11 protein-coding genes are annotated in these 12,338 nt (G+C 69.1%); 4 read left to right on the forward strand and 7 right to left on the reverse strand.

Features of this window, described 5'->3' with window-relative positions; translation table 11 throughout:
• Positions 1-117: 117 nt before the first annotated feature.
• Positions 118-1,461, forward strand: coding sequence for an NADP-specific glutamate dehydrogenase (gene gdhA, locus FHX50_RS10530; protein WP_183377150.1), 1,344 nt, complete (start codon positions 118-120; stop codon positions 1,459-1,461).
• A gap of 240 nt (positions 1,462-1,701) precedes the next feature.
• Here gdhA and FHX50_RS10535 read toward each other — a convergent pair whose 3' ends face one another.
• Together FHX50_RS10535 and FHX50_RS10540 are read right to left on the reverse strand one after the other, a co-directional pair.
• Entirely contained in the window at positions 1,702-2,130 is a 429-nt protein-coding gene (locus tag FHX50_RS10535; protein ID WP_183377151.1) for a GNAT family N-acetyltransferase, read from the reverse strand.
• A 389-nt stretch (positions 2,131-2,519) separates the two neighbouring features.
• Complete coding sequence (locus tag FHX50_RS10540; RefSeq protein ID WP_183377152.1) at positions 2,520-2,795, reverse strand: HU family DNA-binding protein; 276 nt, start codon at positions 2,793-2,795, stop codon at positions 2,520-2,522.
• Between the two features lie 352 nt (positions 2,796-3,147).
• On the opposite strand from FHX50_RS10540, the gene FHX50_RS10545 reads away from it, so the two are divergent.
• Together FHX50_RS10545 and FHX50_RS10550 are read left to right on the forward strand one after the other, a co-directional pair.
• Positions 3,148-4,440 carry a WD40 repeat domain-containing protein gene (locus FHX50_RS10545; protein ID WP_343064093.1) on the forward strand — a complete coding sequence of 431 codons (1,293 nt, stop codon included), beginning with the start codon at positions 3,148-3,150 and terminating at the stop codon, positions 4,438-4,440.
• A 160-nt stretch (positions 4,441-4,600) separates the two neighbouring features.
• Complete coding sequence (locus FHX50_RS10550) at positions 4,601-5,089, forward strand: hypothetical protein (protein WP_183377154.1); 489 nt, start codon at positions 4,601-4,603, stop codon at positions 5,087-5,089.
• A gap of 142 nt (positions 5,090-5,231) precedes the next feature.
• Here the strand turns inward: FHX50_RS10550 and FHX50_RS10555 are convergent, their stop codons facing one another.
• Entirely contained in the window at positions 5,232-5,543 is a 312-nt protein-coding gene (locus tag FHX50_RS10555; protein WP_183377155.1) for a hypothetical protein, read from the reverse strand.
• Complete coding sequence (locus FHX50_RS10560; RefSeq protein WP_183377156.1) at positions 5,494-6,072, reverse strand: hypothetical protein; 579 nt, start codon at positions 6,070-6,072, stop codon at positions 5,494-5,496. Before FHX50_RS10560 ends, FHX50_RS10555 begins: the two co-directional genes overlap by 50 nt.
• 304 nt (positions 6,073-6,376) lie before the next feature.
• Here FHX50_RS10560 and FHX50_RS10565 point away from each other — a divergent pair, with 304 nt between their 5' ends.
• Positions 6,377-7,312, forward strand: a complete 936-nt coding sequence (locus FHX50_RS10565; protein WP_183377157.1) for a hypothetical protein — start codon at positions 6,377-6,379, stop codon at positions 7,310-7,312.
• A 357-nt stretch (positions 7,313-7,669) separates the two neighbouring features.
• Here FHX50_RS10565 and FHX50_RS10570 read toward each other — a convergent pair whose 3' ends face one another.
• The 3 genes from FHX50_RS10570 to FHX50_RS10580 all read right to left on the reverse strand — a co-directional run.
• A complete protein-coding gene (locus FHX50_RS10570) occupies positions 7,670-8,428 on the reverse strand; it encodes a hypothetical protein (RefSeq protein WP_183377158.1) in 759 nt (252 codons plus the stop codon).
• A 196-nt stretch (positions 8,429-8,624) separates the two neighbouring features.
• Positions 8,625-9,767: a phosphotransferase gene (locus tag FHX50_RS10575; RefSeq protein WP_183377159.1), complete on the reverse strand. Its 1,143-nt coding sequence runs from the start codon at positions 9,765-9,767 to the stop codon at positions 8,625-8,627.
• Positions 9,751-12,338, reverse strand: a 2,588-nt coding sequence (locus tag FHX50_RS10580) for a S41 family peptidase (protein ID WP_183377160.1), incomplete at its 5' end; no start/stop codon positions are given. The genes FHX50_RS10580 and FHX50_RS10575, both read right to left, overlap by 17 nt.

Consider the following 12,338-nt stretch of genomic DNA (forward strand, 5'->3'; position numbering starts at 1 on the left):
TCGCGCGCCCTCCCCGTACCGGGAATCAGTCCACATGGGGGAAAGTGTTTCCCGCATGACGGACAGGGCGTATAGCATCGACCCGTCCCCCACCCGCCCATCACGGAGGTATCGCGCATGGTGAACTCGAGCCTGCAGACCACAATGGACAAAGTCCTTGCACGCAACGCCGGCGAACCCGAGTTCCACCAGGCTGTCCGGGAGATCTTTGAATCGCTCGAAGTGCTGGAGAACCGTCACCCCGAATACGCCGCAGCGTCCGTCTTGGAGCGGATGTGCGAGCCCGAGCGCCAGATCATCTTCCGCGTCCCCTGGGTGGACGATGAGGGCAACGTGTGCGTGAACCGCGGCTTCCGCGTGGAGTTCAACTCCGCCCTCGGCCCGTACAAGGGCGGTCTGCGGTTCCACTCCAGTGTGAACCTCGGCATCATCAAGTTCCTCGGGTTCGAGCAGATCTTCAAGAACGCCCTCACCGGCCTGCCCATCGGCGGCGGGAAGGGCGGCTCCGACTTCGACCCGCACGGCCGCTCGGACGGCGAGATCATGCGCTTCTGCCAGTCGTTCATGGTGGAGCTGCACCGCCACCTCGGCGAGTACACGGACGTTCCCGCCGGTGACATCGGCGTGGGCGGCCGTGAGATCGGCTACCTGTTCGGCCAGTACAAGCGCCTCACCAACCGCTACGAGTCCGGTGTCCTCACCGGCAAGGGCCTGAACTGGGGCGGGTCGCTGGTCCGCACCGAAGCGACCGGCTACGGTGCCACGATCTTCGCCGAGGAGATGCTGAAGGCGAAGGGGAAGAGCTTCGACGGCAAGCGCGTGCTCGTCTCCGGCTCCGGCAATGTGGCCACCTATGCGATCGAGAAGTCGCAGCAGCTCGGTGCCACCGTCGTCACCGCGTCCGACTCCTCCGGCTACGTGGTGGACGAGGACGGCATCGACCTCGACCTGCTCAAGCAGATCAAGGGCGTGGAGCGCGGCCGCATCAGCGAATACGCGGAGCGCCGCGGCGGGAAGTCCCGCTTCGTCAAGGACGGCTCCGTGTGGGATGTTCCCGCCGAAATCGCCCTGCCGTGCGCCACTCAGAACGAGCTCGACGCTGACGCCGCCCGCACCCTTGTGAAGAACGGTTTGGAGGCCCTCAGCGAGGGTGCGAACATGCCGTGCACCCCGGAGGCGATCCACGTTCTGCGCGATGCGAAGGTGCTGTACGGCCCGGGCAAGGCCGCGAACGCCGGCGGTGTGGCCACCTCCGCGCTGGAGATGCAGCAGAACGCCATGCGCGACAGCTGGACCTTCGAGTACACGGAGCAGCGCCTCACCGAGATCATGCGCAACATCCACACCGACTGCCTCGAGACCGCCGAGGAGTACGGGCACCCTGGTGACTACGTGATCGGCGCGAACGTGGCCGGATTCAAGAAGGTCGCCGACGCGATGCTCGCCTTCGGCGTGATCTGATCCGGCCCGGCCCGGCGGCGTGAGCCGCCTCAGTCAGCCTCGGCCCCGCAGCCAGCGCACCTCGCCTGCAGCGCCCCGCCCGCACCGGCCCTGCCCGCACCGGCCCTGCCCGCACCGGCCCCGCCTCCTGCCTGTTCGTTCAGACGGGGTGCGGGGCCGTTTCGCACGTTCAGTCTCTGAGATTGCGGCCTCTCAGCGCCCCGGCCTCTCTCGCTCTCAGCGCTCCGGCCCCTCTCGCTCTCAGCGCTCCGGCCAGTCGTCGGCGAGGACGCCGAACATCATGGTGTCCATCCATTGGCCGGAGCGGTGCAGCGCGGTCTTTCGGGAGTGCTCCTCCAGTCGCATCCCGAGCCGCTTCATCAGCCGCGCGGACGGCTCGTTCGCCGCGAAGCAGCTGCCGCTCACGCGCCGCACGCCGAGGTGGGCGAAGCACGCGGTGATGAGGGCACCGACGGATTCGGTCGCGTAGCCCCGGCCCGCGGCTTCCGGGTCGAACACCCACCCGAGGACGGCTTCGGTGTTCTTCGCCAGGTGCTCCATGCCGACCTGTGACCAGGCGTCTCCCACCACGGCGCGAAGGTCCCCGATGACGCGACCGTCGAGCTCAACGGCGATGCCGTGCTCTGCGGCGCGGGGGCTGGGGCTCGCGGTGCTGCTGTTCTGGTTCACGCGCGCCAATCTACGCGGGAGCGGAGGCCGGGGCAGGCGCGGCTCGCCACGTCAGCGTGAGTGCTGTGCAAAGGTCGCGGCTCGCCACGGCAGCGCGAGTGCTGTGCAAAAAGTGGAGCGAATCGGGGCTTGCGGGGCGTTACGGAGCCGTACGCCCGGTTTTTGGTCGGAATGTGCACAGGCCCCGCGCCGAACCCGGTCCGGGAACAGCGCCGTCCCCCGGCGCGGGCCCTGGGGGCGGGGCCCGGTGGCGACAGCAGGGAGCCCGGGGGAGCGGAGGCGGTGCACAGCAAAGCGCCCCGTCTCCGTTGCGCGAGGCGAACGGGGAGAGCGGGGCGCTCAGCAGGTCAGTGGATCAGCTCAGGGGTCACCCCGTGCTGATCACGGGATCACTTGTTGACGGCGTCCTTGAACGCTGCGGCCGGCTTGAAGGCCGGTGCGGTCGAGGCGGCGATCTCCACCGGAGCGCCGGTCTGCGGGTTGCGGCCGGTGCGAGCTGCGCGCTCGCGCGGCTCGAAGGTGCCGAAGCCGGCGATCTGAACCTTGTCGCCGTTGGCGACGGCCTTGATGATCGAGTCGAGTGCTGCGGAGACGACTTCCTGTGCCTGAGCCTGCGGAAGGTCGGTAGCTGCAGCGACGTCCTGGATGAGTTCCTTCTTGTTCATGGGTGACATCGTTGCAGATCAGGCTCCACCGAATCCCGAGAAAACGTTCAGACTGCGCGGATTTCGGTCGTTGCAGCGCGCGCCACCCGACACTGCAGATGCGAACGGCTCCCATCTGCTGCTAGCCTTCACCACTATGAAGCCAATGAGAACCATTCCTAGGAAAGTTCGCGGCATTGCTCTGACCGGGGCTTTTGCCCTCGCCCTTGCCGGCTGCGGCGCCGGAGCCACCTCGTCGGGCGCTTCCGACGCCGGGTCCGGCAGCCCCAGCGCAAGCGCGAAGCCGTCGGCCCCCAAGAAAACTGAAGTCGCCGCGCTGTCCCCGCGTGTCGTGCTCGCACATGACGGCGGCGTGACCACCATCGACGCCGAGAGCGGCGAGGTCCTCGGCACCGAGAAGCTCGACGGCTATGTCCGCCTCAACCCCGCCGGCGACGGCCGTCACGTCATGCTCTCGCACGGTGAGCAGTTCACCGCCTACGACACCGGCCTCATCGAGCAGCCCCACGGCGACCACAAGCACTTCTTCGAGCAGGAGCCCCGAATCACCGACGTCACCGTCAAGGCCCCGCACCCGGGCCATGTGGTGCCCCACGGCGAGCGCACCGCTCTCTTCTCGGACGAAACCGGGCAGATCACGATCATGGACCCGTCGGCCCTCGCCGATGGCGACCTCGGCGCCGCCGTCACCACGAAGACCGACGCCCCGCACCACGGGGTGGCCGTCCCGCTGGCCGACGGGGGCCTGCTGACCACGCAGGGCACGGAGGATGAGCGCACCACCGTGCAGGTGAAGGACAAGAACGGCAAGGTCACCGCCGAGACGAAGGACTGCCCGGGCGTGCACGGCGAGGCCGTCGCTGAGCCGACCGAGAAGGGCGATGTTGTGGCCCTCGGCTGCGAGAACGGGCCCGTGGTCTACCGCGACGGGAAGTTCCACAAGGTCGCCCCCATTGCGGGCGCTGAGCGCTCCGGCAACCTCAAGGGCAGTGAGAATTCGTCGATCATCCTGACCGATGGTGAGCCCAAGGCCGAGGACGGCGACGGCTCCGAAGCCAGCACCGTGATCGGCCTGCTCGACACCCGCACCGGCAAGCAGCAGAAGGTGGACCTCGGCTCGCCCTACTGGTTCCGCTCCCTCGAGCGCGGCCCGGAGGGGGAGGCGATCGTGCTGACCGCCGACGGCAAGCTGCGCATCATCGACCCCGAGACCGGTAAGCCGATCCATGAGGTGCCGGTGGTGAAGCCGTGGAAGGAGCCGAAGAACTGGCAGCAGGCAGCCCCGCTGGTCACCGTGGCCGACGGGACCGCCTTCGTGACCGAGCCGGCCGCGAAGAAGCTGCACCTGGTGGACATCGAGTCCGGCAAGCTCTACCGCTCGCTGGATCTGCCGGAGGTTCCGCACGAGGTGCAGGTGACGACCGGGTCGCCGTCGGGTGAGGTTGAGGTGTCCGGTGGGCACGACCACGAGCACGGCCATGAGGGCGAGGCGTCCGACGGAGGCGGTGAGCACCACGGTCACGATCACGACCACGACCACGGTGCCGACCAGCACGGTCATGACCACGAGGGCCATGACCACGAGGGCCATGACCACGAGGGCCATGACCACGACGCTGAGGACAAGGGGAACGGCGGGAACTGACTGTCGCCTTCTTCGCCTGAAGACTGATGTTCGCCCAGGTGGGAGCCGGGTCCCCATCAACTCCCCATGCTTCGGGGATCGGCTCCCCCTGTGCGAAGCGGTGCGGTGTGCGTAGCGTGATCGGCGTACACCCCCTCAGTCCCTGAAGAAGGAGCCCCTCATGTTCGGTCGGAAGAAGAACAGCGGTGCCAACGCCGCCGGCGGCGGCCTCGGTGCCCTCGCCGGTGTCATCGTGTACTTCGCCTCGCGCTACTTCCTGTTTGAGATGACCACGATGGATCCGGGGATGATCCGCATCCTCGCGGTCGTCCTCGGCATTGTGGCGGCCCTGGTGGTCGGCGCGATTCCGAAGCTGATCGCCGGCGCCGCCGTTGCCGGCGTTGCGGGCGCAGCGGCTGCGTCCGCGCACAGCCAGAACCATCCGCAGGGGGAGGCTCCGCAGTTCCACGGCACCGATGGCGCCTCCGTGCCGGCAGCAACGGTCGCCGGACATACCGCTGCGAGCGTGGCCCCGCAGAACAGCGCGGACGCGGATCAGGCGCCGAGTGCGCCGTCCTTCGGTGGGAGCGCCGCTCCGGCGGAGCCGCAGGTCGAGCACCAGGGGCTCAACGAGAACGAGCACCCCGGCTACCAGTCGCCACAGGTCTGAACCGGCGCGCATCCCGCCCACCAGAGGGCTAGAGCCCCGCAGGGAGCCCGTCTCCATGACATGAGCCGCAGTGCTGATCAGCGCTGCGGCTCATGTCGTACCCGGCCGCGCGGAGCAATCCGTCGGCGGCCAGCGGGGAGGCTTACTTGTTCACGAACGACGTGGTCTTCAGAGCCTGGTTCGACAGCACCGTAGAGGTGGCACCGGTGCTGTAGGTGATCGTTGCCGAGTCGACCCACGAAGTGATCGTCCAGCTGTAGGTCGTGTCGAAGTAGGAACCGAGGTACGGCAGGATCTTCACCTGTGTGAACGGCTTCGTAGCCGTGGTCGACTGCGCAGTGGTCGTGGTGAAGGTCACGATGCCCTCCCACACGTTCCGGCCCTGATCATTCACGTAGGTGCGCTCAGTGCCCGGCTTCAGGGCGAGCGTGCCGGCGGCCTGCGATTTCACCATGTAGGGGTTGTAGCGGTTGGTTTCGTCGGTGAGCTTCTGGGTGTAGTTGCCGGTCAACTCCCGCGTCCTGTTCGTCGCGTACTGGGTGGGTTCCCCCGGGCATCGCCACGATCGTGATCCTCGAGGAGAACACAGCGCCGGGCTGCAGGGTGGCGGTGCCGGTGTAACCGGTTCCCGTTCCGGGGGTCTTCGTGGGGGAGGAGAACCAGAAGCCCGTGCTGGCGGCATAGCTGCCGTTGCTGCCGCCGGCGTTGCCGGCCGGGGTGTAGGAGCCCTCTCCGTTGTGGTACGGCGGGGTCGGGGAGATCGGTCGACCGGTGGCGTCATCCCAGTTCTTGTCCGGTTCCACCCAGGTGGAGCCGTTTCTGAAGGACTCCCCCGGAGTATCCGCAGCGGTGTAGTCGGCGAGGACCGAGGTGGTGTTGATGTTCCCCATGCGTTCGCCCTCCGCTGATGCTGTGACGAACAGGCCGTAGTCGCCGCTGCGCTTCGGCGGTTGGGGTGAGCCGGCGTAGGCCGGGGCGGCCACCGAGACCGCGACGGCAGGAACGGACTACGCAGCGGTAGTGAGCAGAGTGCGGCGGGTGCCAGTGCGAACGGTCATGCTGTTCTTTCGTTTCGGGAGGTCGAAGGTGGAAGCGAAGGGGGGGTGACGTGAGCCTCGGCGCGGCCACGACTTGCGCAGGAGCTGTGTTACCATCCCTGATGGTGAGTTACCATGTCCGATGGCGAGTTACCGTCTCTGATGGCGAGCTGGTCATTGAAACGGTTCGTTCACGGTTCACTTCAGATCTCGACCACTAGTCACCTCAGACCTCGAGGAGGGGTTCCCCTTGGCCAACGAGCAGACGCGCTCGATCAATCGCAGAACCATCACTGCCGGCATCGCCTGGGCCGCCCCGGCCGTGGCCACCGCCGTCGCTGCCCCGGCCTATGCGGTCAGCCCCAGCCCCTCGAACTGCACGCCGAAGATCGAGGCATACGCGGACCTCACCTATAACTGGGGCAGCAACTCCCGCAACACCACGCAGATATTCGATTTCGTCGGCACGTGGATGAACGTCATGAACATCCCCGCGGACGCCGAGATCGTCAGCATGACCCAGTCGTTCATCTTCATGGCCCGCGATGACTCGGTGAACGACGGCCGGGGGCCGGGCTTCTACGACCTCGGCAACTCCCACGTCAAGGATTCCAAGAAGGTGTGCAACTCCAGCTACCAGGACATCACCGGGTGCCGATGGACGGCGGCTGGGACCCGCCGGAGCAAAACCGACATCAGCTTCTACCAGCTCGAGCCCATCGCGAAGGTGTGGGATCCGGCCAACGGTGCCACGGGGGCCATGACCCGCAACTGGTTCGACTACGACTTCAGCCGGTACGCCACCGCCTTCAAGAACAACTACCCCAAATACACGGGTACGTTCGGGGTCAGCAAGGCGTGGGAGTTCACCTACACGGCCGCCACGCAGAACGGAGTCGTGCCGGCCTCCCTGCTGCCCACCCCGACCTACAACTCGGACCGCACGTGCAAGAGCTACCTCTTCGCGACGGGCGTGACAGACGGTCAGTACCCGCACAGTTACGTCCCGCAGAGTGCCGGCGGCGGTGCCACCCCGAGGCTGACCTACCACGCGGATGCCAAGGGCCTGACCAATGAGCCCACCCAGTTCGCGGCCGCCGCCGTCTCCGTCCGCAAGGTCACCTATCGGCTGCCCAGCGGCGAGACGCAGACCATCACACGCCAGGGACCGTTCTACGTCAACTGAATCCCTGTGGCATCTTCTTCGCCCGCCCCGGCTTCCTGCCGGGGCGGGCGGTGTCCTATCCGCGCCGGCATCGAAAGGATGCTCGGAACTCCCGTCTGCTTGGATCTGAGGGTCACGGTGGCGCGGGACTGGCAACGGGACCCCAAACACCTGCATCGGCTCGGAATGGAGGAGGGGGGACCCAGAGCGGCGGTCTATCGGCCGCTCTGAAGCGCAGCACAGTCTACCGGCGGCGCTGAAGCGCGCTGATCAGTACGAACAGAGGAAATCCGATCGCGCACACCGCAGCGAGTGGCTGCATCTGTGTCGGTGTGCTTCGTGAAAGCCCGATGGTATCGGGCGGAACTGCTGGCCCCCTCAGCCCCAGCGCCAGGACGGGTCGGGGTCCGAGGTGCTGAGGCGGCCGCTGTCAACGTCCGAAGAGCCGAACTCCTCATTGAACTGCGTGACGTTGTCACTCAGGTAGGCGGACTGCCGCTCCTTGCGCTGCTGATCCTTCGCCTTGCGGTAGTACGCCGCCATCAGCAGGGTCCCGCCGAGCGCGACAAGGACCATGAGCGCCAGGAACGACGTCCCCGCGCCCCGCGGCATGAGGAACGCAGCGGCCGCGGAGAAGAAGAGCGTCGGCAGAAAGACCCTGAGCACGAACGCGATGGGCAGTGATGCGAAGGTTCTGGCCCCCTTGTTCCGCGTCACCCAGTCGCCGATCCTGATGATGGGGTCGCTGGTCTTCTCCTCTGCACCGCCCCGGCGCCACTGCTCGGCACCGCCAGGAGCGGGTTCAAAGGCGCGGGAATAGCCGATGTCGTTGCCGCGCGACGACCATGGGGAGGCATCGCTGTACGGGTCGACCGTATCGGCACCGGAGACCGGGGAGCTCTGCCTGCGCAGCGCGCTCCGTCGGGATCGGGCCGACGAGCGCTGGGACGGGGCCGACGGGCGCTGCGGACTGGCCGGGGTCCGGCGGCCCGATAGAGCGCTCTGGATCTTGCCGACCACAATCCTGCTGGCGATCAGTGCGAACAGGAAGGGGAAGAGGAGGAAGGGGCCGCCGGTGAACGGCCTCGTGGCGGAGGGGGTGCCTGTGAGTATGGCGCGGATGTCGAAGCCCATCACCCAACAGACCGTGAGGAGACTGCCGGTGAAGATCACGACGTGCAGCGGGGCCCGTCGGCCTGCTCGCTGCGCCTCTCGCGAGCGCTCGGTGGGCGGCGCAGGCAGGCTCCGCCAACGCTGGTGGGTCCGACGGGTCCCGCCACAGCGTCGCCTCCCGCTGACACCAATCGGATCCCGGGCGCCGTGCCGGGTCGCCTCAGCCCGCGAGGAACGCACTGAGGCGCTCCCGCAGGCCCGGCAGAACGCGGCGGTGAAGCTCATTGCCGACAGATGCGCGCGCTGAGCAGTGCAGCAGCATCGCCGTCCGCTCGTACGCGACCCAGCCGTCGCGCCGCAGCAGAAGATGATCCGCACCCAGCGGCGCGGCCGCATCCGTCAGCGATTCGGATTCCCGCACGTACTCCGCGACGAATGCGCGGACCGCAGCGTCGTCCATCGGGACGTACCAGGGGCCGCCGTGGACGGCGCCTCCGATGATGGCGAGGTCGCGGGCGCGGTCATCGGCCTGTGCCCACTCGAAGTCGATGAACCCCGGCACCGGTGTGCCGGGGGCGGCCGTGCGGTCGCGTTCGGGGCTCGGGTGTTCAGAATGCGACCACACCACGTTCGTGGCGCACAGATCCCCGTGGGACAGCACGAAATCGCTGGTCAGCCCCGCGTCGCGGTCGATGCGGGAACAGAACGCGAGGGCGCGGTCCAGGATGCGGCGGGTTCCGTCGGCCCCAGCGCTGCCGGCGGGGTCGCCGGGCAGCGCGAGCGCCTCCGGGTGGTGCTCCTCCCACCATGCGAACACCGACGCCGCCTCCGCCTCCAGTGAGAACGGCCCGGGCGCGAGCGCAGGGAGAGCGCCCCGGCCGGGCAGCGCGATCGTGTGCAGGCGCGCCAGCAGGCGCGCATGCGCCGCCAGATGCGCCGGCGTCCACCCCTGAGGCGACAGAACCTCGCCCGGCACGAACCCCGTCACCGCGCACGGCACCCCGATCGGACTCGTCGCCCCATCCGGGTGGGCGGCGAGCGGCGCCGACCCCGCCTGAGGCGCGTGCTCCTGCACCAGGCGCAGCGCCGGGAACTCCAGGCCGACCGCCGCGTCCGTCAGCGGCACCCGCACCGTCACCGGGTCCGTGCCCGGTGCGGACAGCCGCCACGCCGCATACGACTCGCCGGTGCCCACCAGGTCCGCGCGCACCCGCTCGGCAGGCGGGAGCTTCGGAGCAGGGTGCTCGGAAGCGGGGAGCTCGGCAGCCGGGGCGGGGCCGACGGGAATCAGGGACCCGTCGGCCCACGCCTCGGCGAGGCGCTCACCCAGCGCAGGGCTGGTGGGATCAGGCAGCGCCGCCACCGCCGTAGCGGGCCGGCGGCAGCGGCGGAGCCACCGCAGCCGGGCGGTCCGTCAGAGCCGCCAGCACCTCATCCACGCCCCGCGCCAGCTGCGGATCCTCACCCGCGACCCACGCACTCGGCGGGATGGACACCTCAATGTCCGGATCCACGCCGTAGTTCTCGATCCCCCAGTCCTTGCCCTCGAACCAGGACGCATACTTCGGCTGCGTGATGCCCGTGCCGTCCACCAGGTCGAAGCGGCCGTCGATGCCGATCACACCGCCCCAGGTGCGGGTGCCGATCACCGGACCGATCCCCATCGCCTGGGACACGGCGTTCACGATGTCGCCGTCGGAGCCCGCATCCTGGTTCGTCACCAGCGCGATCGGGCCGCGCGGCGCGAACGCCGGATACGTGCCCGGCTCCTGATGCCGCGGGTAGTCCCAGGACACCACGCGGCGCGCCAGCCGGTCCGTCACCAGCTGCGAGGTGTGGCCGCCGCTGTTGTAGCGGACATCCACCACGATGCCCTCCTTCTCGGACGCCGCCCGCAGGTCGCGGTGCATCTGCGCCCACCCGCCGGACATCATGTCCGGAATGTGCAGGTAGCCGAGGCGGCCGCCGGAGCGCTCCGCCACGAACTCGCGGCGCGACTGCACCCACGACTGGTACCGCAGGTCATGCTCGTCACCCGTCGGCACCACCACAACGCGGCGGCGCGCATCAGCACCCGTCGCGCCGGGCCGCTCCAGCACCAGCTCCGTCGGCCTGTCGGCCGTGCCGACCAGCAGCGGCGCCGGCCCCTGGGCCGGGTCCACGTCACGGCCGTCCACCTGGACGATGCGGTCACCCACCTGCGCCGCCACACCGGGCGCCAGGATCGGGCAGCGCGACGCCGGATCCGACGAATCCCCCGTGAGGATCCGCTCGATCACCCACGCGTCCCCGTCGCGGACCAGCTCCGCACCCAGCAGGCCCGGCATCGGCGGCCTCTCCACATCGACTTCGGCGGGCGCCACATAGGCGTGCGAGGTGCCGAGCTCACCGACCACCTCCCACATCATGTCCACGACATCGCTCTGGGTGACCAGGCGCGGCACCACATCCTCGTACCAGGAGGTCATCGCGTGCCAGTCCTGCCCGTCCATGTCCGCCCGCCAGAACTGCTGCGCCATGATCCGGTAGTTGTCCCACAGCATCCCGAGGCGCTCCGCCACCGGATCCACCATCAGCCGCAGGCGGGACGCGTCGATCTCAATGCGCGCCGGGTCGTCCTCCTCGGTGGTGCGGGCCGACGGGATCTGCACGAGAGCATCGCCCTGCCGGATCACCAGATGCTCACCGTCACCGGACGCCTCCACCTGGTCCACGCCCTCGGCGAGGGTGAGCAGGCGGCGGTCCTTCAGGTTCCACATCTCCAGCGTCGGCTTCGGCGCGTCCCCCTCCACCCCGGCACGAGTGGAGCCGATGGCGGTCTCCTGCGGGTGTCGCAGCCACACGAACCCGTCCTTCACCGCCTGCAGCTGCGACATGCGGCCGGACTCCACGGGGAACGGCAGGATCCGCTGCTCCGCGCCGTCGAGGTGCACCGTGGTGGTCGGGGCGGCAACCGGGGACTGGGGACCGATGGGCGCCGTGGTGCCGTCGGCCCGCATCGCCGCAGCGCCGTCAGCGCCGGGGCGGCCGGCGGCGCTGCCCGCCTCGTCCGGCTTCGCCTCCGCGGCCGTCGCCGCCCAGCCGTCCACGCGGGGCCCGAACGGGTCCTCCGTGGTGCGGTCCAGCGGCAGCAGGTGCGGGCGCTGCGCGTTCACGAACGCGAGGTCGAACACGAGGTCGTCGTACACGGTGTCGAGGGTGCGGCTGGAGACAAACGCCAGATGCTTGCCGTCCGCGGAGAACGCCGGGTGGGCCTCCCGGAACACCCCGGAGGTGAGGGGCCGGCCGACGGGGTCCTTCTCCTCCAGGTCCGCGATCATCAGCCGGCTCAGATGCCACGAGTTCGGTTCGGACCACACCAGCCAGCGCGAATCCGGAGAGATCGCCAGATCGGCGACCTCACCGCCGGTGGAGTGGGCGATGTTCCGCACCCCGCCGAGGGAGATGCGCAGGTCAGCGCCCTCGCCGGCGTGGTCGAGGTCGACGACGCGGACAGTGCCGTCGTGCGAACTGATCGCAACGCGCCGGCCGTCGGCGGACGGGACGGCATGGAGGATGCGGCCCACATCGCCGAGGTCGAACACGTCGGCGCTGGAGGAGGCGTCGAGACGGCGGACACCGAGGGCGTCGGAGCCGACGACCGGCTCAGCCGCGGCACCGCCTGCGCCCGCTGCATCGGCGCTGCTGGGGACGCGGTCGGACTGTGCGAGCTCATCGGTCACGAACACCGCGTACCCGGTGCCGCCCAGCGGTGACGCCTCCCGGATCCGCAGGCCGCATTGGCCGGCCAGCAGGCGCGCCGGGCCGCCGCGGTGCGTCAGCACATGGGCGCTGCCGCGCCACTCGATCACCGATGCGCGCGCATCCCGCGTGGGCCGCGCCGCGATCAGCGCATGCGCCGGGTCCGCCAGGGCGGGCCGACGGGACGCGCCCA

The organism is Helcobacillus massiliensis, from assembly GCF_014191425.1.
Taxonomy (GTDB): Bacteria; Actinomycetota; Actinomycetes; order Actinomycetales; family Dermabacteraceae; genus Helcobacillus; species Helcobacillus massiliensis.